The organism is Lipingzhangella rawalii, assembly GCF_031628175.1.
Classification (GTDB): Bacteria; Actinomycetota; Actinomycetes; order Streptosporangiales; family Streptosporangiaceae; genus Lipingzhangella_A; species Lipingzhangella_A rawalii.
This window is the reverse complement of sequence record NZ_JAVLVT010000001.1, coordinates 1117775-1138339: the sequence shown is the minus strand read 5'-3', so window position 1 is coordinate 1138339 and position 20565 is coordinate 1117775. Positions and strand designations below refer to the sequence as shown.

Genomic DNA, 20565 nt, shown 5'->3' with positions numbered 1-20565 from the left:
GCGCGGCCGGGCGCCCCGGTCAGCTCAGTCGCACAGCTCCTCGCCCACCTCGATGACGTCGTCCAGTGGCTCCTCGCCGGTGACCATGCCCTCGTCGGTTTCCTCCCCGGTCCGGCGGATCTCGGCGGGGTCGATGTAGTCTCCCGATTCCTGGGCGGCCTCGTTGACCGCGTAGTCGTTGCCTTCGGTGCGGAAGAACACGGCGCCGTTCTCGTCGCAGTACACCGTTCCCTCCGGTGGCATGAACGGCCAGGTGCGATCCTCCTCGGCAAACGAGTCGTTGGAGATCTCTCTACCGTCTCCAGCATCCGCACTGCCACAGGCCGTCACGCCGATCCCGAGCACGGCACCGATGGCGACCACAGCGACTCGATTCGCCTTCATTGTTGTCTACTCCAAGCCAGGTCACGGGGAGTTGGGTTGGGGGAGACGGAACACTCTGCGGTGGCCCAGCGCACGAGGTGCTCAGTCATGACTGACCTTAGCGCCCCGAGGACCACTGGCAAACCCCGTGTCCACACCAGCGGGCCGATGCGGGCGGCACCCGGGGTCGGGATCTGGCCGATACCGGACGAATGACATTCCGGGCAAGAGGGGTGTCCTAAACTTCCCCCGTGGCTCATCAGCGATCTTCTCCCTCACCCGAGCCGCGGGCCGGTTCGGGCGTGCCGGTGCGGATCGTGGTCGCCAGCGCGGTTTTCCTGACGCTGGTCGGGGTGCTGTGCGGGGGGATCTGGGCGCAGGGAGGGTTCGCTGCGGGCGAGAGGCTGCCCGCCGAACCTGGGGAGTCCATCGACAATGACCTGTTCACACTCACCGCCCACGAGGCCACACTGGAGCACGAAGAATCGTTCGGGCGCGTTCGGCAGCAGGTTGTTGTGCACGGTGAGCTCGCCTTGCACGACGACGAGGCGGTCCGCAGCTCCACCATTCTCAACAGCCTGCTCGACCTCGAACTGCTTCCGGGGGGCCATGCGCCGGACCCGTCCGCGGAGCTGCTGCTGGAACGGCGTGTTGAGGCGGGGGCCGTGTCCCTGGTGCAGCCGCGCTCCACGGAGGACGTGCGGCTGGTCTGGTATGTCCCAGAGGAGGTGGAAACCGTCGACGAGATTCGGTTGGTGGTTCAGGACGCCGAGTACGGTGCGGGATTCATCGACGACCAGAAGCGCTGGTGGAATCCGGACGATACCGCAGCCGGGCAGTACGTCCTCCCGGTGGCGGGGGAGTAGCCCGGATGGCGGAGTCGACACGGCGCGGACGAGGGCTCCGGATCCTGGTCACCGTCCTGGGCAGCGTGGTGCTGCTGGTGCTGATCGGGCTGGCCCGCGGGCTGACCCTGTCCTCGGCCGAGCAGACCGAACCCATCTCCTACACGGGAACGGCCGCGGAGGAAGTGGACGCGGTCCGGTTCACCATGGACGTTGGCGAGGTACGGTTCGCGGACGCGCTTCGCACAACCGGGCTCCGAGCCGATGACGGGCAACGCTACGAGGCGAACGGGGTGTGGCTGGTGGTCCCGGTCACGCTGACGGCCACCACGGAGCCGTTGGCGACCGTCCACACCGTCCGCCTGGAGTCCGGCGGGCACGCCTACGGACTGGCCGCAGAGATGCAGCCCAGCTCACCACCCCGACTAGACCCGGGTATCCCCGAACAGCAGACCTTCTACTTCGAGATCCCCGAAGAGCACCTCGACGACCCCACGCTGCGGGTGATCGCCGGTGGATTCGACGCCCGCCTGTCGGCCGAGGCCGTGGTGGACCTCCAGCTGGATGAGCAACAGCTCGCGAACCGCGTCGCCGAAGCGGCCGACGAGATCGAAGTCGAGGACACAGACACGTCCCCGGACGGTGGAGTGGCCGAGGACCAGGAGGTGGACGCGGGTGCCTGACCAGCCCTACCCCCCACCCGAAGGCAGGCCGCCCCACCCGGGCCCGTGGGGGCCCGGACCGCAGTCCGGGCCACCCCCCGGTGGGCATCCCCCGGCGCGCCCACCCCACCCACCGCCAGGTCCACCGCCCGGGCCACCACCCCCCGGGTATCCCGGGCGGCCCGGTCCACCCCCCGGAGGCCCACCCGGGGGTCAACAGCCACCGTCCGGATATCCGCCACCACCCGCCCGGCCCGGACCGCCAGCCCCGCCCGGCCCCGGTTCCGGGTGGGGCGGTCATGCACCCATGGGTAGCCCGCCGTACCCCCCGGGGCCATCCACAGCCCGCGCAGCGATGCCGCCATGGTGGCAACGCACTCACATACCGTTCATGCTCGGGATCGCCGTGCTCCTGCCCCTCACCCTGGGCGGGCAGTGGTGGTTGGAACAGCGTGACCTGTCCCAGGCCGGGACAATCCCCCCAGCGGCTCCGCTGGTGGAGGGCACGTCCGTGGAACTGGCGGGCACCCACTGGGAGTTCCTCGGCGCCCAGGCCGAGGCTGAGCCGCAGCCCGGTGTCCGGCGCGTGGACGTGGGTTTCCTGGTCACACCGGAGGACGACGTCGCGGGGGAACGGCTGTACTCGCACTGCTGGTTCCGGGCCAAGGACGACCAGGGGCGCACCTGGGAACAGCTCTACAGCTTCGACCAAGGGGAAGACGCCGGCACCACCGGGGGTGGCAGCTGCGCCACCGGGGATTTCAGCCCGATCCCGGGCGGCACGGAGGAACTCCTCGCGGCGAGCTTCGAGGTCCCCGAGGAGGCGGTGCAGGATCTAAGGTTCGAGATTGAGGTCGCCACCCACGACCCAGAGCTGGATATCGAGCCGGGCGCCGACCCGGGCGATCTGTCCGAGGTGCTGGAGGAGTTCGAGGAGCTGGCAGTAGACAACGATCCCACCGAGGACGGCGTGGATCTCGACGCCAACCCGCCACGTCCGGTGGCGGCCTCGTTCGCCTACCGTGAGTTCGAGGATTAGGCCGGAGCTTTCTGGCTGGTACGACCCGGTGCCCGCCTGGCGGTTGTCTCGGCGGTGACCCCGTGCGCGCCGTGTTGTTCCGGTCCCAGAACGGCTGGGCTGTGTCCCTCAGCGGGGCAAGCGGCGCCCACTCAGTATCGGTGTGGTCCTGACCTCCGAGCACCCCATCAACAGCGTCAGTGCCAGCCCACCAACCCACCAGCCCACTTCACGGGCATGTCAACGGGCACTGCCGAGCCACGGCGGCTGGCCCGGAAACCGCCGGCTCAGATCCGGGCCGGCCGGGCCCGCTGTCCCGGTTGCCGGTCGAGCATCCTCCGCAGCACGACCTCAAACGTCGCCGCCAGCAGGCACACGCGCAGCACCTCGTGCAGCGCGTCCACGGCGATGCTGAGCGGTGCCAACCACGGCCACCACCAGCCGAGGAAGTCCGCGGGACCCACCGCCAGCAGCACGCCACGCTCCAGCCAGCTGAATCCCAGTTCCAACAGTGCGTAGTACAGGCAGAACGACAGATAGTAGATCGGGCTCGTGCGCAGAATGAACCGGAAGGCATTCAGAAAGGGAAGATACTTCTCCCGCAGGCCACGGCTGGCCCGTTCCCCCAGCTGGAGCAGCACGCCCGGTGTACGGGCCAGTGCGGCGTCGTGTACGCGCTGCGCCCTGCTCCCGGGCCGGAACAGGGTCTCGGTGCGGTCGACGTCGGCGCCGAACACGACCGCTGCGATGGTCAGCCACAGCAGTGGTTGGATCAACCCGTCCTTGAGTAGCTCCCAGGTCCAGACCACGGCCGCGGCGGTGCCCAGGACGAGGTCAATGACGGGCAGTGCGGTCAGCTCCGCCAGCTGTTCCAGCAGGGTGTGGAACATCGCCGTGGCCTCCACCCAGACCAGGCGCTGACCGAGCCACTCCCAGAGGGTGCTCGCCAGCTCGACGACAGTGACCACGAAGAAGAACGCGAACACCGTCTCGAAGAACGCCGTTGCAATACCCAGCGCCTTGCTGTTGTTGCGGAAGTAGAACTGTTCGCACACGGTGCGGCACAGGAACGCCACCGCGAGGACCAGCAACGGCACCCCGAGCGGGTTGAAGTCGAGGATGGCCACGTAGCCGTCCAGTCCCGCCTCTACCTGGGCCCGGGCGGCGTAGGCGCGGAGTTCCTCGGCGAACAGCCCCCAGGCGCTGTAGAAGATCAGGAAGGGCAGTAGCGACATGGCCACGGCGTCGACGATGCGCCGTTCCCGCTCGTTGACGTTCGGCCGCTGGTCGGCCCCCGTTCCGCGGGCCCGGCGGGAACGTTCCAGCAGTTCGTGGTCCAGCACGGGAAGTCCCGGGCGCAGCATCAGGAACATGACGATTGTGGTCGCCAGGGTCACGAGTACTGCGAGACTGAACGCGAGCAGGCCGAGAGTCTGGTTCTGGAGACCCAGCCAGACGATCCCGCGCAGCATGAGCCCGTGCAGGAGGGTTCCCAGCAGATACACGAACAGCAGTGGTGCCCAGTACCGCCTCGCCAGGTCGAGGGTGTACAGCGGAAGCGAAGCGGCAGAGCGCGCCATTCTGGCCATCGCCGGACAATCCTAGTGGATGGGGTGCGGTCGGGGCGCTCGGCCGGTGGCCGGTCTCGGTCAGTGTGGGTACGGACGGAGGTGGTTGACGTGGCACGCGGGGACGGCGACGGATGGGTCGTTCTCGATGACGGAACCCGCAGGTGGGGTCGCTACGGTGCGGCGGGGCTGCTCCTGTATGGGACGGATGCGGCCGGGCGGGACCGCGTCCTGTTGCAGCGGCGCGTGTGGTGGAGTCACCAGGGTGGGACCTGGGGCGTGCCCGGAGGCGCGCGGGACAGCTCGGAGAGCTCCATGTACGCGGCGGTGCGGGAGTTCACCGAGGAGGTCCGGGCGGAACAGGCCGGTGCCGACTGGGGGCCGGACGAACTGGGCCGTTGGCTGTCTCCGGTCGGGATTCATCGCCAGGACCACGGGCGATGGAGCTACGACACGGTGCTGGCGCGGTTGCCCGGGTGCCCACCGATGCACCCGGGAAATGGGGAGAGCTCCGCGGTGGAGTGGGTCACGCTCGACACGGTTACCGACCGCACGCTGCATCCCGGGTTCGCCGGGGTGTGGCCGCAGCTTCGCGGTCTGCTGCCCGCCCGGATGGTGCTGGTGGTGGACGCGGTGGCGCCCACGGCCAGCGCCAACGGTTCGACAGGGAATGGGGCCGGCCACGCTGGCGGCCCGGCCACGCTGCACCGGCACCTGACGACGCTGGCGAGTACGGGGCTGGCTGCCGAGGCCCTGCCGTACGAGGTGGGACGGTGGGAGCTGCGACGTTGGTTTCCCCGGGTGCGCCTGGTCGTGTCGGGGGAGCAGCAGCCACCCCCGCCACAGGTCCCGGAGGTCGAGGTCGTATCGACCCCTGGTGGCACTCCCACGGACGGCTTTGGGGCCGGGGCCGCGGCCGTGGTCGAGGCGGCCCGAGTGGCGGACGCCACAACCGTGGTGGTCGTCACCGACGATCCGCAGGCGCGGCAGCGCTGCGCCGACGCGGGAGCGCATGTGTGTTCCAGTGCTTGGCTGGAGTGGGCACTTCCGCGGCATCCGGCACGTTGACCGGGTGGTGGGGATCGGGCCTCAGGGGTATGTCAGGGCACAGACCCGATGCAATTCGGGCTGCCGTGCGGCACGCTGGGAGGAGGCCAAGCACATGGCCCACCCGGACGTGGGGATCCGCTCACGAGGTGAGGAGCAGATATGACGCTGGAGCGCGGGAACTCAGGGATGTCCCCGGCCGTGGCCTCGGCGACGATGAACTGGCCGTGGGGGGTAGCCCTGCTCTCGGGCGGGGTGACAGGCGCGATCAGCCTGTTGACGAGCCTGTCCGACGGCGTGCTGGGAGCGATCTCCCAGGGAACGATGACCGGCATCTTCTTTTTTGCCCTGGCCGGCGGTGCGTGGATGTTCCTCAGTGGCAAGGGGGATCGACGCGCCCGACGCTACGCCGGGAACCATCCGTGGCAGGTCGCCGCGGTGCCCGCCGGGCTTGGGGGCGCCGGGGTGGCCCTCGTGACATACATCTCGGCGGCACTCGGTGGGGCGCTGATCAGCGGGTTGTTCGGAGCCCTCGCGTACGGCGTCGGAGTGGGTGCGGTCTTGTGGCTCCTGCTCGGCATCATCGCCGTGGTTGCCGGAAACAAGTCGACTTGAGTGGACGGGGTGGCGTCGGTGTCCCCGGCGCAGCCGAACTAGACTCGGGGGGCGGTGCCGCATGCCCGCGGCCGGAGCCGGACACGGGGGGCCACACGCTCCATGTCGACTGACACGCCCAACAACGCAACGCGGCAAAAGATGGTTGATCGGGTCCGCGGCCTACTGCGGATGGCCGAGGACCCATCGGTAACCGACGAGGAGAGTCAGGCCTTCACCGCGAAGGCTGCGGAACTCATGACTCGGCACGCCATTGCCGAGGCGGAGGCCCGCGCCGAGCGGGGGGAGGAACCGGAGGCGATCTCGCGGATGGACTTTCCGGTGTCCGGTGTGGGCGGGCACGGGAAAGCGCGGGTGAAGGCGCTCGGTGCCGTTGCTGCCGCCTATGGCTGCCAGGCGGCCGTGCGCGGCAATACCTCGGCGAGCACCGAGCGGACGCTCATCATCGTGGGGACCAACACCGCACTGGACGCACTGCGTGTCCTTCTCCCCTCCATCAGCATGCGGATGGAGTCCTCGGCGCGGTTCTGCGCGCGTGAGCACATCGCCAGTATTCGGGCCCTGCGTAATACTGACCGTTCGCAGCTCGCGACCGAACGCAGCCGCTACTACCGGTCCTTTCTCCGCGCCTACGGGTTTGCCGTGGCGCAACGGATCAAGGAGTTCCGCGCGCGTCTGCGCGAGGGGGCCGACGGTGCCGGAGACCCGGAAGAGCGTACGGACGCCGGTGGCGAGGAGCAGGCCGAGACGTCCTCGCGCGGGGCCGAGCTGGTGTTGCGTGAGGACGTGCATCGGGTGCAGGAGGAGTTCCAGGAGCGGTTCGGGCAGCTCAACCCGACCAAACCGGAGCGGACTCACCATCGGGCCGGGGCGCGTGCCGGGTACCTGCGTGGGCGCAGTGTCGAACTGGGGATCGGGACCTCGGTGGGTTCGGGTGGCGGAAACGCGCTACCCGAGTGAACTGTCGGCCGGCTGCCGCCCGCGTGCGGGGGGTTGGTTGGGTCGGTGTCCGGTGACCGGTGACCGGACATGCATGCGGTGTGCTCTCGTGTGGCTGACGGTCGCGCATGTTCGGACCACGGATGCGTGTTCTGTCTGATTTATGGGGATTGATCCCACGATTGGCTATTGGCTGACCTGCTGAACCGATCTGTGGATAACCCTGTGGATTTCCGGCCGATACACGTATCCACGTCCTTCTGCCTGTGGAAAAGTCGGATTCTGCGGCGGGAAACCGTCGTGTTCGGCCGAGTCCGAGTTCTACGGGGCAGCATTCCGCAGTCGCCAGGGCAAAAAGGGGGGCCGGGTGGAGTGCCGGCCACACCGGGGTAGCGCGATCAGCGTGCGGTGAACGTGCGGGGGCGCGGCGTCGGCAGGGGTTTGCCGGGATCTGGGCCGGGCTTCGAGCTACATATGGGTGGATCTGCCGCACTCTGGCGAGGAACGCCACAGATGTACGTGACATGGGACACATCTTCGGTAAGACTGGGGAGGGACCCAAGTACAGGTCGAAAGGGATGCGGATGTCCGTGGCCACGCTCTTCCAGCCACTTCGCCAGCACAAGCTGGCCATGCTGACCACCTACCATCCGGACGGTGTCACTTCGGTGGACGACCTGACCCGGATCGCGCTCGACAATGACCGTGTCCTCCTCGCCGTTGCTGAGGACGCGGGTGCGGCCGCGCGTCTGGACGGCCACCCGCTGGCGGACCTCACCCCGTGTTCGGCGGACGGCACCCGAACGGGAGCACCCATCCGGGTGGAGGCCACGCGCCTGCGGGGAACCGAGGCCGAACGCGCCGCCCGGCTACTCACGGTCAAGTTTCCGGTGCAGCAGCGGCTCGGGCCTCCGCTGTCCAGCCGACTTCTCCGCCGGCGCACCGTGTACTTCGAACTGCGTCCGCACACGGAACAGGCTCCCGCGGAATGCGCGGAGGGCTGGCCCGACTGACGCGACGTCCACGGACGGGCACCCACGGACCCCGGCCCGGTCGGGCGCCGGCGCGGAGCATCCGCGACCCGGCGGGCACGGCGTGGCGGCGTGGCGGTGTGACACAGCCAGCGAGTGAACCGCCGGAGGCTCCTCCGGGGATGGGGATCTGACCGCGAGCCGCGCGGCCGCGCTCCTCTCCGGCTGGGTGGTGGTGCCGGTGCGGCCGCTCCGCCCATTCACCCCGACGGCGGGTCGACGGGTGCCCCGGAGGTTCGCCCCGGGAATGACCGAGACGGGCGGCACCACACTGGCCTGGGCCTGCTGCGCACCGTGTGCCTCGCAGGCGTGGGATAGCCGCCGGCACTCGGGACCGCATCAGGAGGGGATCGGCGGCATCGTTAGGATCGGGACGGCCGTTCGGTTCGTAACAGACCATCGGGGTACCGACACCGTATGCATGCTCCCCCTCCTCAATCGATGCCGCCCTCCGTTCCTGCCCCGCCCGCGCGACGCCGCGGGCTCCTCATCAGCCTCATCGCGGCCGCAGGTGCGCTACTGGTGGCGATAGTCACCAGCGTGGTGTGGTTGGTGAGTGCGGCTGACGGCGGCCCCCACTACGCCGCACTTCCCGGATGTGACGATCTGGATTTCGGAGGGGCGGTGACCGAACCACCCGTCCTGGATGACTCGGGGGAGTGGGACACGCGCTGGCAGCCGGGGCCGCCCGAGTACTGGCAACACCACGAGGCCGGTATCCGCGAGTTTCCGGCGCTGGAAACCCTGGAATGCACATACCGGGAGTCCATCGGCGATCGTGGCGCAGTCGGGTTCGGGGTTGAACTGACCCGGATCGACCCGGATGAACTGGTGGAGGACGGCGAGCGGCTGGAGGACTTCCGCGCGGACTGGTACGACTTCTTTACGGAGAGGGCCCGCGAGGACACCGAGTACGGTGTGGCGACAACCCTGACCGAGATCGGGCTCGGCGACGGCGGTATCCAGATTCGGGCCGACTGGTCCGAGGGGGAGGAGTCCGACGGCAGCCCTGCGGCGAATTCTGGTGACGGGTACAGCCACGTCCTGTTCCACGAGCGCAACGTGTGGTTCGACCTGTGGTACCAGGGCCCAGAGGGGATGACCCCCGCGGAGATGGAGGAGTGGACGGACCAGGTTGCCGCTGACCTCCTGGACACGGTGGCCGAGCACACACTCACCGTCACCGACGATATCGCCACGTGTGACCGCCTCGGCGACGGAGCGATCACGGACCTGGTCTCCGGCCACCAAGTGGGGGACGAGGTGGAGCTCTCCCTGGCCGAGTACCTGCCCGCATCGGAGAGCCGGGAGGCCGGCCCTCCCGAGCCACCCGTCGCGACCGACGACGAGTCGCGCATTCCGCACGGCGTGTCCTGCCACTATGGCCCATCCGCCGACCGCGATACCGGCGGTGGAGAATTCGTCTACCAGGTGCTGCGGTTCGGCGACGCAGCCGAGGCCAACACCACACTGTGGGAGTTCGAAGCGGATGAGCTCCACGGAGAGAACATCGTGACCTGGGACGGCCCGGGGACGCAGTCGGCCTACCTGCCCGAGTTCACCACCGCCTACTTCCGCGTCGACGACACGATCGTGCTCGTGTACTACGACGCGGACAGCGCACGCCAGGCGGGATACGGGGGTGAGGACGGCCTGCGCGAGATCGCAGAGCTACTCCACGGGTGAATCCCGCCAGCCAAGCGCCGGTGTGCGCGGCTGCTGCTCCGGTGTCCGCGCTCCGCTCGCTGTCGCCAGACGCACCAGCGCTGTGCAGCGGGCGTACTCCGCCGGGGTGAACGGAAGCCCCTCGCGTTCCAGGACCAGCACGCCCCCGTCCGGCGCACTCAGACACATGCTGGTACCGGCCATCTCGTCCCGCTGGAGGTACGTGGGCGGTTCCGGCTGCCATACGGCCCGCCGTGCCCCGGACATACTGGTCAGCGCGTCCTCCAGGGAGGTGCGGGTGCTCAGCAGGGCACTGGCCAGCCCCAGGGCGCGGGTTGTGGTGTCGCTCAGATGGTGGGCATCCGCGGGTTCCACCACCGGATCGCGCCCTCCGGCCTGCGCCACGGCGGTGCGCAGGTCCGGTGCGCAGATTCCCGGAGGGCAGGTCACAACGAACTCGTCCACCGCCTCCCGGTACCCCTGGTGAACATGCACCACCCGGATGTCCACCCCGATACGGGTCAGGCGTGCCGTGAGCGCGGCCAATCCCCCCGGGACGTCAGCGACGCCCACACGGATGCGCCACAGCGCATCCCCGGACTGTGGATCGCGCTGCGTCCCGGCCCGCCGATCCCGCCACCACCGGTATCCCAGGAGTCCCCCGAGCAGCGCGGCCCCGATCGCGACCAGCGCCACGCCTCCGTACTCCCGGTGCCCCAGGCTCAGTACCACGAAATGCGCCGCACCCCCGGCACAGAAGATCGCTGCCAGCTCCAACAGTTCCCGGCGCAGCCCGGCCTGGTGTTCCGCGCCGTGGTGGTCCCGCTGCTTATCACCCATGCCCGCCAGCATGCCCCGCCGGCATTGCCGCGTCGTTGCGCTGTGTGTCCCGCTCGTAACACATGGCTGTGATTTGGGTCATGGTGGGGTCGGGGTGGGGGGCCGAGCGGTGTGCGGCGGCAGGGCCGGCGGCGACATGTCCCAGAGCCCCGAGCCGGATCCACCACGTCCCCAGATCTGGGGAATGCACACGCGGCATGCGGAGTTGTCACTATGCACAATGACCAGGGTGGAGACCAGCGGAGACCGAAGCGCCGGGCACCGTCGATACGTTCCGGAACTCCGTGGCTGCGCCGCGCGTGCGGGAACGTGGGGCGCACGACCCCGGGTGGTCCACGTGCCGGGGCGCCCGGTGCCGCCCCCGAACCAGGGCGCAACCACGCGCCAACGCGACGACATCGCCGGCGCCCGCGGAAACCGTCCGTGTCCCGGATGACGCCACGCGGTTCTTCGGGTCCCGGCACGTCGCCCGTGTCGGACCACAACCCCCAGCCGATGCCCAGGAGCAGCCATGCGTGAGAATCAGGAAAACGCCGTCGATGCGGCAACGGCCCAGGCGCTGTTGGACACGGAGCCGGACCGTGACCGCACACACCTGTTCGTGGACGTCCGCACCCCCGGTGAGTACCAGACCGCGCACATTCCGGGTGCGATCAACCTACCGATGGACCAGCTCACCGCGAACCTGGACCGGATCGTCAGCGAGGCCGGCGGACGCCTCGTTCTGGTCTGCCAGTCCGGGGCACGGGCCGAACAGTGCCGAACCAGGCTCGCCGACGCCGGGCTGAGCACGGCCACGGTACTCAACGGCGGAATGGGGGCCTGGACCGCGGCCGGCGGTCCCGTGGTGCACGGTGAGCAGCGCTGGAGTCTGGAGCGGCAGGTACGCCTCGTGGCCGGCCTGATCGTGCTCGTTTCGGTACTGGCGTCGATTGCCTGGGAACCCGCGAAGTACGTGGCAGCGTTCATCGGAGCTGGACTGACCTTCGCCGCGCTCACCAACACGTGTGGGATGGCGATTCTGCTGTCCAAACTCCCCTACAATCGGCCCGCGACCAGCGAGGACGTGGAAACCTCACTCCAGCGGCTGCGCGGCGAGACGTCCTAGGTGTGTTGTTTGGGAGGTCTGCGGGGCGGGGTGCTGGTCGGGCAGCCCCGGTGGGCGTGGTCACAGGCCACGCACGCTCCGGTGCCGTATGGGGGCTGCTGGCTGCGCTGATGCGCGCCGATCCGCCCAGGCGAGGTCCGAGGGCACCACTCGCACCCACCCGTTGGCTGTGGTGCAGTGGACCACTGTCCCCCACCCTGGGGCACTGCCAGGGCGGACGGCCTCCCCGATCGTTGGCCGTGGTGTGGGGGAGTGCGTCCCATCGCGGGGGTGCCCTTGACGCCGGCCGCGCGCCCAGGCCCGTTGGCCGCCGGCGGCGTCGCGCCCTGGGGGCGCTCCCCCGCACGACGGCCAACGGAATGGTGGGGGCCGGGGTGATCCTGGGGCGCATCCCGTTCCCTCGCGGGGGAGAGCGTCCTCCCTTGCACAACGGCCAGTGGGACCGGGGACGGGGTGAACGTCGTCGGGCCAGGTCCAACCTCGCTTCCAACTCCAAGAAACAGGTCCCTAGACCCGGTTCCGAGCGGCCACAGCCGTGGGAACCCTGGGGGAACACCGGGGGAGACGGCTAGTCTCCTCCCGGTGTTGACCGGCTCCGGCCGGACGTGACCGCATGGCTCAGGCCCGGTGCCACTCGGAGGTGGCACCGGGCCTGAGCTGCGTCGATGCTGGTTGTGGGCGGAGGGTGTGGGATTCGAACCCACGAAGCCCGCTATGGACTTTGCGGTTTTCAAGACCGCTGCACTCGGCCGCTATGCGAACCCTCCCTGTCGACGGTGCCGTGGCACCGCCATCGGCTTCGATGCTAACCGACGAATCGCCTTGCCCGGAGCAGTAGTTCCGCACCGGATCCGAGGCCACCTCGCGTATAACGGGCCGTAGGCCGACGGGTACGCGAACAGGGTGCAACCTGGCAGGAGCAAACCGGGTTGGTAGGGGTGTGAGTGCTATCGCAGAAGCCGGCGGGAACCGTGCCAACACCGACACCGTCGAGGACTGGTTCGTTGGTCTCTATGACACACACCGTGCGCTGGTGTTTTCGGCGGCGCTGCGGCTGTGTGGACGCTGGCCCGACGCCGAGGACCTGACCGCTGACACCTTCCTGCGGGCCTACCGGGCAGCCGCAGGCTACACAGCCGAGCGGCGGGCCGAACTGATGAGCCGCGCGTGGCTGATGACGATCCTGATGAACCTGTGGCGCAACCGCGCCCGCAGCCAGGCACATCGGCCACCCCCGGACCGGCTCCCCGACGACGGGGTGGACGAAGCCGATCCGCGTCAGGACGTGCCCGGAACCGTGGAGCAGCGCGAAACCACCACCGAGCTGGCGCGGCTGCTGAACCACCTGCCGGTCGCCCAACGGGAGGCGGTGGTGCTGCGCCACGTACTCGACCTGTCCACACGTGAGGTCGCCGAGATCCTGAACGCGCCCGAGGGAACCGTGAAGTCGCACGTTTCGCGGGGGCTTCGCCGGCTGCGTGAACTGACCGAAGGAGACGCGCAATGAGTAACGATCCACTCCTGGAGGGCCTCGCCGAGCTCACAACCGATGCCCCGCCGCAGTTGCTCGACCGGGTCGCCGCCCGCTGGGTCACCGTGGACGGTCCACTCGGAGACGTGTTCGTGGCCTACACCGATCACGGGATCGCCTATCTGCGACCCGCCGGCGCGTCCGCAGCCGACGATTTCCGGGAGCGCTTCCGCCGGCCACTGCTGCCGGGAGCACGTCCCCCGGCGGGACTTGCTCCGGCGCTACGCAGCGGCGCCACATCCGGACTGGAGATCGACCTACGCGGGCTCACCGCGTTCCAGGCAGCGGTCCTGCGCACCACCCGGGAGATCCCACGCGGCCAGCTGCGCCCCTACGCCTGGATCGCCCACCAGCTGGGACGGCCACGGGCGGTCCGTGCTGTGGGGAGTGCCCTGGCCACGAACCCGGTGCCGCTGCTGATCCCCTGCCATCGCGTGACCCGCGCGGACGGGACCACCGGACAGTACATCTTCGGTGCGCACGCCAAACAGCATCTCCTCGCCGCGGAGGGTGTGGATCTTGAGTACCTGCACGCTCTCGCCCGGAGGGGGGTGCACTACCTGGCCAACGCCGATACCACGGTGGTGTGTCACCCCACCTGCCCCGCCGCACGGCAGACTCCCACGGCCGGCCGTCGGGAATTCCGCACACTCCCGGAGGCGCGGGCCGCCGGCTACCAGCCCTGCGGGCACTGCCGGCCGGCTATCGGGGGCCAGGGATGACCGGCGTCCTCGAGGCAGCGGTGGCCGCGATCGCGGGTGGCCTCAGGTGGGCAGGATCGAAGTGCTGGAGCCCTCGCCGTCCGCACGGCCCGCCGCGGCGGAACGATACTGCCCGGGCACGGGTTTCTGTTGGTTGGCGCGGGCCAGCATTTCGGCGTCGCAGCTGGCACACAGCGGGATATGTCGCATGCCCACGATGGACAGCTGGGTGCCGCGCGAGTACTGGGTCACCGCCTGGCCCCGCATGTGGATGTCGTCGCCACCGCAGGTCGCGCAGGTGTGCGGCGTGTCCCGGGGCCACCGCGCCCCACATGCCTCGCAGGTGATGTGGATCCCGTCCTCAGTGCGCTCCCCGGAGAGATTGTCCTCCTCCGCGCAGTCCGGGCAGGTCAGCTGGCGGGGCATCGCCGTGCTCCTCGGTGCGGTACGGGTAGCTGGTACGTCCAGCCTAGCCGGCTGCACTCGTGGCCGGGGCAGGCGCGGGTTCGTGCCGGTCCGCATTCACGCCATGTCCGGCCGGTGCGGACACGGGGCCGGCCGGTCACCGGTGTCACCGGGGGAGGTTCAACAGGGCGTTCTCCACGAGCTCCGGCATGGCTGGATGGATCCAGTACTGTCCCCGCGCCATCGTGTCGGCGTCGAGACCGAATTGCATGGCCTGGATCAGTGGTTGAATCAGCGTGGGCGCCTGGGGGCCGATGATGTGTGCTCCCAGCAGGTGACGCGTGTGTGGGTCGGCCAGGATCTTGGCGAATCCGCTGGTGTCCTCCAATGCCCAGCCGTAGGCGATGTCGGCGTAGTCCTGCGTGGCGGTGACGAATGGAACGGCCCGGCGTGTGGCTTCCTGCTCGGTGAGCCCCACTGAGGCGATCTGGGGATGCGAGAAGACGGCGTGCGGGACAACGCTGTGATCGGTACTGATCGGAGCGTCGGGGTGCAGCACATTGTGCTGCACGGTGTGAGCCTCCCGGTTCGCGACGTGCTTGAGCTGGTACGGCGAGCTCACGTCTCCCAGTGCCCAGACACCGGGCACATGCGTGGCCTGGGTCGCGTCCACCTGGATACGACCGTCCTCGGTGAGGTGGAGCCCGCCCGCGTGGGCGTGCACAAGATCGGAGTTGGGGCGGCGCCCGGTGGCCACCAGGAGCAGGTCGGTCTCCACGGTCTCGGGCCCGCCGGGGCCGTCCAGGTGTAGCCGCACAGTGGTGCCGTCGGAGTCCCGCTCTGCCAGGCGGGTCTGTCGGTGCAGCCGCACGTCCCAGCGCTGCTCGGCGAGCTCGGTGAACCGTCGGGAGATATCGGTGTCCTGGGAGCGCAGCAGTGCCCCGGAACGTCCGATCACGGTGACGGTGACCCCGAGTGCGGAGAACACGTGCGCCAGCTCTGCGGCGATGAAGCCGGTGCCCAACACGGTCATCCGTTCGGGAAGCTCGTCCAGGCGTAGCACCGAGTCGCTGGTGTGGTAGCCGACCTCGGCCAGCCCGGGAATGTCGGGGGCCGTGGGGCGGCTGCCGGCGGCGACCACCACGCGGTCCGCGGTGACGGTCTCGGTGTCGGTTCCGCTGCGCACCTGGATCTCTCGTATCCCGGTGAAGTGGGCGGTGCCGTCGTACAGGGTGACGTTCTCGTTCTCGTGTGCGCGGTAGTACCAGCCCCCACCGGAGATGGGGTCGATCCGGTCGAAGATCCGATCCCGGATCTGTGGCCAGGACGCCCCCTGCAAGGTCAGCTGAACCCCGAGCTTCGTCCCCTCCTCCGGGCTGGACGCCACGTCGGCGGTGTGCACGTACATCTTGGACGGAATACAGCCGACGTTGAGGCAGGTGCCGCCAAACGCTCCGGTGGAACCGACCCCCTTCTCCACGATCGCGACGTCCCAGTCCGCGAACCGGTCGTCCAGGATGGCGTTGCCCGAGCCCGAGCCGATGATGAGCAGGTCGAAGTGCCGCATGGCTCCATCCTGCCGGTTCCCTCCAGTGAACGGGGGGATCGGCGCGGCATTGGCCCTGACCCACGCTCGTACCTCGGTGCGCGTGCTGGCCGGGGTGGAGTTGCGGCGGCTCCGGCGTCTGGGGGGTTATCCCCAACCCATGCGGGTCAGGAACCACCGATGGGCTGGTCCCGGAGTGGAGTGTAGTGCCTGTTCTGCTTGCTCTGCCTGTTCTGTCAGCTCTGGTCGTTGCTGGTGTCGTGGCCGACCTCGGGGCTGGTCATTTCGCCGTCACCACTGACGTATGATAATGGTTATCGTTATCAATCTGAGGAGGGATGAACCCGTGAAACGCGGCAGCGCGCTGCGGGTGGCGGTGGTTTCCGGACTGCATCGGACGGCACGGCAGGGCACAGTGGACGCTCTGCTCACAGCCGTTCCGCGGTCCGTGGGCGTCCACCACGACTTCGCGGAGATCGACGACGGGCTTGTCTACCGCGTCACCCGCGACCGGTGGGGCATCCGCGACCGCGTTCCGGTCGACCTCGCCCACGCCTGCGCCTCCTGCACCCTGCGTGAGGATCTGATCCCACTGCTGCGACGACTGGCCACCGAGAGCGAACACGAGCTGTGCGTCGTGGAGACCTGGGACTCGGTGGAACCACACACCGTCGCCGAGGCCATCAGCCTGGAGGAGAACCTGGAACTGGGAACCGTGCTCACCGCCGTGGACGCCGAGTACGTGTCGAACGACCTCACCACCCACGAGCAGCTCGACGAGCGCGGTCTCGACATCGCCCACAACGACGACCGTGCCGTCGCCGAGGTGCTGGCTCGCCAGATCGAGTACCCGAACGTGGTAGTCGCCACCGGCCTCCCGGACCCGGTGGTCTCCGGGCCCCTTCTGGAACAGCTGAATCCGGCCGCCGCGATCCTGGCCCCAGGCCCCCAGCTCGCCGAGGTCGCCACACACGGCTTCGATCCCGCGGCCGCCACCCAACGCACGAACCCCGCCTGGGCGCAGTACACCCCCGGTCACACCGGCCGAGTCCGCACCGTCACCTGGACCCGTACCCGGCCCCTACACCCCGAGCGGCTGCACAACGCCCTTGAGGACATCGTCGCCCGCTCCCTACGGGGACGCGGCCGGTTCTGGATCGCCAGCCAGCCGGACACACTGCTCGTGTGGGACTCCCACAGTGACCTCATTTCCGTGCACAGCGGTGGCCCGTGGCTGGCCTCCCTCCCCGAGGCCGCATGGGAGATGGTTCCCGAGATGCGGCGCGCCTCCGTCTCCCTGGAATGGTGCCCCGAGGTGGGCGACCGCCGGCAGCATCTCGCCTTCACCGGCGTGGACCTGGATGCCGAGGAGCTGGTGGCACGCCTCGACTCCTGCCTACTCACCGACGAGGAAGTCGGAACGAGTTTCCCCAGCGACCCCTTCGCCGACGTACCTCCGGAAAGGCAACCATGACGAAGAAGTACACCGGACGTATTGGTGGGCGGGCGTCCCGCCGAAGCTTCGCCAACCCACTGGGCGACGCGGACTACGTCGACTACAAGGACACCGCGCTGCTGCGGAAGTTCATCTCCGACCGCGGAAAGATCCGCAGCCGCCGGGTCACCCGTATCACCGCCCGACAACAGCGCCTCGTAGCCCGGGCCATCAAGAACGCTCGGGAAATGGCGCTGCTGCCCTACCCGTCCACCCCGGCCACGACCAGCAAAACGTCCTGACCCGTCGCACCACCACCAGAGTGAAAGCCACACATGAAACGAAACGAGACCCGAACCACCGTCAAACTCAGATCCACGGCTGGAACCGGATACACCTACGTCACCCGCAAGAACCGCCGCAACACACCGGATCGGCTGGTCCTGCGCAAGTACGACCCCCGAATCCGCAGGCACGTCGAGTTCCGGGAGGAACGCTGAGCAGCGCCCGCACCGCAGCACCAGGGAAGGGAACATCCATGCGTAGGAACATTCACCCGCCCTACGGCCCGGTCGTGTTCCGGGACCGCAACGCCGGCTACTCCTTTCTGACCCGTTCCACCGCCACCAGCGAACACACCGTTGACTGGGAAGACGGCAATACCTACCCGGTGGTCGACGTGGAGATCTCGTCGGCGAGCCACCCCTTCTACACCGGCCAGAGCCGTGTCGTGGACACCGCCGGGCGGGTCGAGCGGTTCAACCGCCGGTACGGACGTCCCGCGTAGCCCCAGAGCTCCAGAAACCCCCACCAGCGGCACCCACTGCCGATACCACATCGAGGAGGCCCGGCATGGCCGTCCCCAAGCGCCGCATGTCCCGCGCGAACACCAGAAAACGGCGCTCCGCGAATGCCGCGCAGCGCCCGCAACTCGTCCCGCTGGAACTGAACGGCCGCACCGTACGGGTCCCGCCCCGTCTGGTCCCGGCCTACCGGCGTGGGCTGCTCACCCCGCCGCGGGACTGAGACGCCCGCGCCTCCGGGCTCGGCCAGTGACCTCCCTCGGCTGGAACCGAGCCCGGAGAGCCTGGGGTCGGATTGTCAGGGACACACAGCCAGACCCCAGAGAATCTGCCGGGCGGGTATACCCGGTTTGGACGCTCGGCGCCTCCCGGGCCTCCGCGCCGTCCCGCCCCCGCTGACGATGTGGGATCGTGGGGGCATGTGGTGGAGTGCGCAGCAGGTTCGGGACCGGTTTGCCGACAGTCGGGTGGCGCGGCTGGCGACGACCGACGCCAATGCGCAGCCCCATGTGGTCCCGGTGACCTTTGCCGTGCACGAGGACACGGACACCATCGCGATCGGTATCGACCACAAGCCCAAGCGCACACACAACCTCAAACGCCTGTCGAACATCGCCGAAAACCCCCGGGTGTCCCTGCTCGTTGACGACTACACCGAAGACTGGGACCAGCTGTGGTGGGCGCGCGCCGACGGTACTGCGCGGGTCGAGCTGGACGGTACCGCCTGGCACGACGCGTTGGACTGGTTGATCGCCCGCTACGCCCAGTACCGGCAGCAGCCCCCCGTGGGTCCGATGATTCTGGTGACGGTGCACCGCTGGTCCGGCTGGTCCGCGCGGTAGTACCGAGGCGTCACAGCCGCACACCCGGGCCGTCGTGCGGCGCCTCACCGTAACCGCAGGTGGGATCGGGAACGACGGTTCGCTCGAGAAGTACGTTTCAGAACGTATATTGAAACGATACGCGAACGTATTTTTCGTGTGGATTCATGGTTGTGTCTTCATGCTGCAAAAGTGTCCGGGTCGTGGTGATATCAGTCAGTATTGCCAGTGTCTCCGTCGTTTTGGTGCTGGTATCCTCGGTCTCGTAAGAATCTACCGAACCCCTCCGGTCCTGCGCTGGGGCGTGGGGAAGAAGGTGGATTCCAGGTGTTGTTCCACTCCGCCCCCAGTCCCCGGAGGGAGAAATTGGGATCAGAAATAGGTGGACTTCCGAGTAATACGAGATTCCTGCATATCGGTCCATTCAAGACCGGGACAACCGCAATCCAGGGAGCATTCAAGCTCGCGCTGGACCGGCTTCCGGAACACAATCTCCGATATATGGGTACTGGGCGGTACGTCGGGAATGGAAGGCAGCCCGCCAAGGCGGTTCAGCAGGTGACCGGACGTCCCCCCATGTTCGGTGAGGTCCACAAGGACAAGAACCTGTGGAAACGCCTCGTGCGCCAGGTTGAGGGGGTCACCGACGAGCGGGTCCTCATCAGTAGCGAGTTCTTCTCCGAAGCCAAAGCCGGCAAGGTTCGGCGCATCGTGAAGGATATGGGAGGAGACCAGGTCCATATTGTCGTGACCCTGCGGCCCCTGTCCAAGGTTCTCCCAGCCCAGTGGCAACAGTACGTGCAGAGCGGCCTTCGGGTCGGCTACGAAGAATGGCTGGACGGACTCTTCAATAAGCCGCCCTACACCTGGCCGAGCCCGACCTTCTGGCGGCGGCACCACCAGGCAGAACTCGTCGAACGCTGGGCTCGCGTGGTCGGCCCCGAGAACACGACCGTCATCGCGATCGACGACTCCGATCGCGAAATGCTTCTGCGTAGCTTCGAGAACCTTCTCGACCTTCCGGAGAATTTCCTGGTTCCAGACGAGAGTCAGGGAAACCGTTCGTTGTCCTACGGAGAAACCGAACTGCTGCGGAACTTCAACATACAGTTCAAGGGGAGCGGTTGGCGAAAGCGACTCTATGGTCCATACGTCCGTCGAGGTGCGGTACGCACCATGAAGACTGCCTACCAACCGCCCCGGGACGAAGCAGTGATTCCCACCCCTGAATGGGCTGTGCAGCGGGCAGCCAAACTGGGGGCGGAGTCCGCGGAGACCATCGCCTCTCTCGGAGTTCGCGTTGTCGGGGATCTGACGGTGCTGGAGGAGTTCCCAGAGGGCCGGGTGGGTACACCCGACCCCGTGCCGAAGGTCGATTCGCGGGCAGCGGCACACGCCGTGTTCGGTGCCATCGCGGCCAGTGGGGACCAACACCCCGAGTCAGTGCCACTCCAGAAGCGGCGCCTCGCCTACGTTTCCACGCGAGAGTTGACGCAGGAACTCCGGGAGCGCTGCGTCAAGAAGATCCGCTCGAGGTTCCAGCGGTCCACGAAGAAGAAGGCGTAGGGTCCCCGCCAGCACTGCGCGCTGCGGACCCCTGCCCTGGGGATGTCCCCACGGGT

The 20565-nt window shown here is 68.4% G+C and carries 23 protein-coding genes and 1 tRNA gene; 18 read left to right on the top strand and 6 right to left on the bottom strand.

Annotation, left to right across the window (positions count from 1 at the left end):
* Positions 1 to 24: 24 nt before the first annotated feature.
* The gene (locus tag RIF23_RS05095; RefSeq protein WP_310911127.1) at positions 25 to 384 is read right to left on the bottom strand and encodes a hypothetical protein; all 360 of its coding nucleotides are present in this window, start codon (positions 382 to 384) and stop codon (positions 25 to 27) included.
* A gap of 281 nt (positions 385 to 665) precedes the next feature.
* On the opposite strand from RIF23_RS05095, the gene RIF23_RS05090 reads away from it, so the two are divergent.
* The 3 genes from RIF23_RS05090 (at position 666) to RIF23_RS05080 (ending at position 2909) form a co-directional block, all read left to right on the top strand.
* Complete coding sequence (locus RIF23_RS05090) at positions 666 to 1229, top strand: hypothetical protein (RefSeq protein ID WP_310911126.1); 564 nt, start codon at positions 666 to 668, stop codon at positions 1227 to 1229.
* Between the two features lie 5 nt (positions 1230 to 1234).
* On the top strand, positions 1235 to 1891 hold the full coding sequence (locus tag RIF23_RS05085) for a hypothetical protein (protein ID WP_310911125.1): 657 nt from the start codon (positions 1235 to 1237) through the stop codon (positions 1889 to 1891).
* Positions 1892 to 2225: 334 nt separating this feature from the next.
* Complete coding sequence (locus tag RIF23_RS05080; RefSeq protein WP_310911124.1) at positions 2226 to 2909, top strand: hypothetical protein; 684 nt, start codon at positions 2226 to 2228, stop codon at positions 2907 to 2909.
* Positions 2910 to 3175: 266 nt separating this feature from the next.
* Here the strand turns inward: RIF23_RS05080 and RIF23_RS05075 are convergent, their stop codons facing one another.
* Positions 3176 to 4477: a hypothetical protein gene (locus RIF23_RS05075; protein WP_310911123.1), complete on the bottom strand. Its 1302-nt coding sequence runs from the start codon at positions 4475 to 4477 to the stop codon at positions 3176 to 3178.
* Between the two features lie 90 nt (positions 4478 to 4567).
* Here RIF23_RS05075 and RIF23_RS05070 point away from each other — a divergent pair, with 90 nt between their 5' ends.
* The 5 genes from RIF23_RS05070 to RIF23_RS05050 all read left to right on the top strand — a co-directional run bounded on the left by RIF23_RS05070 (position 4568) and on the right by RIF23_RS05050 (position 9774).
* Complete coding sequence (locus tag RIF23_RS05070; RefSeq protein WP_310911122.1) at positions 4568 to 5524, top strand: NUDIX hydrolase; 957 nt, start codon at positions 4568 to 4570, stop codon at positions 5522 to 5524.
* 141 nt (positions 5525 to 5665) lie between these two features.
* On the top strand, positions 5666 to 6118 hold the full coding sequence (locus RIF23_RS05065; protein WP_310911121.1) for a hypothetical protein: 453 nt from the start codon (positions 5666 to 5668) through the stop codon (positions 6116 to 6118).
* Between the two features lie 141 nt (positions 6119 to 6259).
* Positions 6260 to 7078: a DUF2786 domain-containing protein gene (locus RIF23_RS05060; protein ID WP_310911120.1), complete on the top strand. Its 819-nt coding sequence runs from the start codon at positions 6260 to 6262 to the stop codon at positions 7076 to 7078.
* Between the two features lie 563 nt (positions 7079 to 7641).
* Positions 7642 to 8070, top strand: coding sequence for a PPOX class F420-dependent oxidoreductase (locus RIF23_RS05055; protein ID WP_310911119.1), 429 nt, complete (start codon positions 7642 to 7644; stop codon positions 8068 to 8070).
* Positions 8071 to 8610: 540 nt separating this feature from the next.
* Positions 8611 to 9774, top strand: a complete 1164-nt coding sequence (locus tag RIF23_RS05050; protein ID WP_310911118.1) for a hypothetical protein — start codon at positions 8611 to 8613, stop codon at positions 9772 to 9774.
* Here RIF23_RS05050 and RIF23_RS05045 read toward each other — a convergent pair.
* Complete coding sequence (locus RIF23_RS05045; protein WP_310911117.1) at positions 9760 to 10593, bottom strand: ACT domain-containing protein; 834 nt, start codon at positions 10591 to 10593, stop codon at positions 9760 to 9762. The two genes, RIF23_RS05050 and RIF23_RS05045, sit on opposite strands and share 15 nt — an antisense overlap.
* 511 nt (positions 10594 to 11104) lie before the next feature.
* Here RIF23_RS05045 and RIF23_RS05040 point away from each other — a divergent pair.
* Complete coding sequence (locus tag RIF23_RS05040) at positions 11105 to 11701, top strand: rhodanese-like domain-containing protein (RefSeq protein ID WP_310911116.1); 597 nt, start codon at positions 11105 to 11107, stop codon at positions 11699 to 11701.
* Between the two features lie 679 nt (positions 11702 to 12380).
* Here RIF23_RS05040 and RIF23_RS05035 read toward each other — a convergent pair.
* Positions 12381 to 12468, bottom strand: a tRNA-Ser gene (locus RIF23_RS05035).
* Positions 12469 to 12641: 173 nt separating this feature from the next.
* On the opposite strand from RIF23_RS05035, the gene RIF23_RS05030 reads away from it, so the two are divergent.
* Positions 12642 to 13208: an RNA polymerase sigma factor gene (locus RIF23_RS05030; protein ID WP_310911115.1), complete on the top strand. Its 567-nt coding sequence runs from the start codon at positions 12642 to 12644 to the stop codon at positions 13206 to 13208.
* Positions 13205 to 13954 carry a methylated-DNA--[protein]-cysteine S-methyltransferase gene (locus tag RIF23_RS05025; protein ID WP_310911114.1) on the top strand — a complete coding sequence of 250 codons (750 nt, stop codon included), beginning with the start codon at positions 13205 to 13207 and terminating at the stop codon, positions 13952 to 13954. Before RIF23_RS05030 ends, RIF23_RS05025 begins: the two co-directional genes overlap by 4 nt.
* Before the next feature lie 42 nt (positions 13955 to 13996).
* Here the strand turns inward: RIF23_RS05025 and RIF23_RS05020 are convergent, their stop codons facing one another.
* Together RIF23_RS05020 and RIF23_RS05015 are read right to left on the bottom strand one after the other, a co-directional pair.
* The gene (locus tag RIF23_RS05020; RefSeq protein WP_310911113.1) at positions 13997 to 14359 is read right to left on the bottom strand and encodes a hypothetical protein; all 363 of its coding nucleotides are present in this window, start codon (positions 14357 to 14359) and stop codon (positions 13997 to 13999) included.
* A 145-nt stretch (positions 14360 to 14504) separates the two neighbouring features.
* Positions 14505 to 15905, bottom strand: coding sequence for a mycothione reductase (locus RIF23_RS05015; protein ID WP_310911112.1), 1401 nt, complete (start codon positions 15903 to 15905; stop codon positions 14505 to 14507).
* Positions 15906 to 16248: 343 nt separating this feature from the next.
* Between RIF23_RS05015 and RIF23_RS05010 the strand changes: the two genes are divergently transcribed.
* The 7 genes from RIF23_RS05010 to RIF23_RS04980 all read left to right on the top strand — a co-directional run bounded on the left by RIF23_RS05010 (position 16249) and on the right by RIF23_RS04980 (position 20509).
* Positions 16249 to 17358, top strand: coding sequence for a CobW family GTP-binding protein (locus RIF23_RS05010; protein WP_407659395.1), 1110 nt, complete (start codon positions 16249 to 16251; stop codon positions 17356 to 17358).
* Positions 17355 to 17621: a 30S ribosomal protein S18 gene (gene rpsR, locus RIF23_RS05005; RefSeq protein WP_310911110.1), complete on the top strand. Its 267-nt coding sequence runs from the start codon at positions 17355 to 17357 to the stop codon at positions 17619 to 17621. Before RIF23_RS05010 ends, rpsR begins: the two co-directional genes overlap by 4 nt.
* Before the next feature lie 33 nt (positions 17622 to 17654).
* Positions 17655 to 17819: a 50S ribosomal protein L33 gene (gene rpmG, locus RIF23_RS05000; protein WP_310911109.1), complete on the top strand. Its 165-nt coding sequence runs from the start codon at positions 17655 to 17657 to the stop codon at positions 17817 to 17819.
* Positions 17820 to 17857: 38 nt separating this feature from the next.
* Positions 17858 to 18106, top strand: coding sequence for a type B 50S ribosomal protein L31 (locus tag RIF23_RS04995; protein WP_310911108.1), 249 nt, complete (start codon positions 17858 to 17860; stop codon positions 18104 to 18106).
* Positions 18107 to 18171: 65 nt separating this feature from the next.
* Positions 18172 to 18345, top strand: a complete 174-nt coding sequence (gene rpmF, locus RIF23_RS04990) for a 50S ribosomal protein L32 (protein WP_310911107.1) — start codon at positions 18172 to 18174, stop codon at positions 18343 to 18345.
* Between the two features lie 196 nt (positions 18346 to 18541).
* Positions 18542 to 18964, top strand: coding sequence for a TIGR03668 family PPOX class F420-dependent oxidoreductase (locus RIF23_RS04985; protein WP_310911106.1), 423 nt, complete (start codon positions 18542 to 18544; stop codon positions 18962 to 18964).
* A 537-nt stretch (positions 18965 to 19501) separates the two neighbouring features.
* On the top strand, positions 19502 to 20509 hold the full coding sequence (locus RIF23_RS04980; RefSeq protein ID WP_310911105.1) for a hypothetical protein: 1008 nt from the start codon (positions 19502 to 19504) through the stop codon (positions 20507 to 20509).
* Positions 20510 to 20565 lie beyond the last annotated feature (56 nt).

Excerpts from the sequence above, each read along its gene's own strand:
- RIF23_RS05080 (WP_310911124.1), top strand. The coding sequence starts at position 2,226 with ATGCCGCCATGGTGGCAACGCACTCACATACCGTTCATGCTCGGGATC.
- RIF23_RS04985 (WP_310911106.1), top strand. The coding sequence starts at position 18,542 with ATGTGGTGGAGTGCGCAGCAGGTTCGGGACCGGTTTGCCGACAGTCGG.
- RIF23_RS05045 (WP_310911117.1), bottom strand. The coding sequence starts at position 10,593 with ATGGGTGATAAGCAGCGGGACCACCACGGCGCGGAACACCAGGCCGGG.
- rpmG (WP_310911109.1), top strand. The coding sequence starts at position 17,655 with ATGAAACGAAACGAGACCCGAACCACCGTCAAACTCAGATCCACGGCT.
- RIF23_RS05055 (WP_310911119.1), top strand. The coding sequence starts at position 7,642 with ATGTCCGTGGCCACGCTCTTCCAGCCACTTCGCCAGCACAAGCTGGCC.
- RIF23_RS05095 (WP_310911127.1), bottom strand. The coding sequence starts at position 384 with ATGAAGGCGAATCGAGTCGCTGTGGTCGCCATCGGTGCCGTGCTCGGG.
- RIF23_RS05060 (WP_310911120.1), top strand. The coding sequence starts at position 6,260 with ATGGTTGATCGGGTCCGCGGCCTACTGCGGATGGCCGAGGACCCATCG.
- rpmF (WP_310911107.1), top strand. The coding sequence starts at position 18,172 with ATGGCCGTCCCCAAGCGCCGCATGTCCCGCGCGAACACCAGAAAACGG.
- RIF23_RS05075 (WP_310911123.1), bottom strand. The coding sequence starts at position 4,477 with ATGGCCAGAATGGCGCGCTCTGCCGCTTCGCTTCCGCTGTACACCCTC.
- RIF23_RS05025 (WP_310911114.1), top strand. The coding sequence starts at position 13,205 with ATGAGTAACGATCCACTCCTGGAGGGCCTCGCCGAGCTCACAACCGAT.
- RIF23_RS05040 (WP_310911116.1), top strand. The coding sequence starts at position 11,105 with ATGCGTGAGAATCAGGAAAACGCCGTCGATGCGGCAACGGCCCAGGCG.
- RIF23_RS05020 (WP_310911113.1), bottom strand. The coding sequence starts at position 14,359 with ATGCCCCGCCAGCTGACCTGCCCGGACTGCGCGGAGGAGGACAATCTC.
- RIF23_RS05085 (WP_310911125.1), top strand. The coding sequence starts at position 1,235 with ATGGCGGAGTCGACACGGCGCGGACGAGGGCTCCGGATCCTGGTCACC.
- RIF23_RS05065 (WP_310911121.1), top strand. The coding sequence starts at position 5,666 with ATGACGCTGGAGCGCGGGAACTCAGGGATGTCCCCGGCCGTGGCCTCG.
- RIF23_RS04995 (WP_310911108.1), top strand. The coding sequence starts at position 17,858 with ATGCGTAGGAACATTCACCCGCCCTACGGCCCGGTCGTGTTCCGGGAC.
- rpsR (WP_310911110.1), top strand. The coding sequence starts at position 17,355 with ATGACGAAGAAGTACACCGGACGTATTGGTGGGCGGGCGTCCCGCCGA.
- RIF23_RS05015 (WP_310911112.1), bottom strand. The coding sequence starts at position 15,905 with ATGCGGCACTTCGACCTGCTCATCATCGGCTCGGGCTCGGGCAACGCC.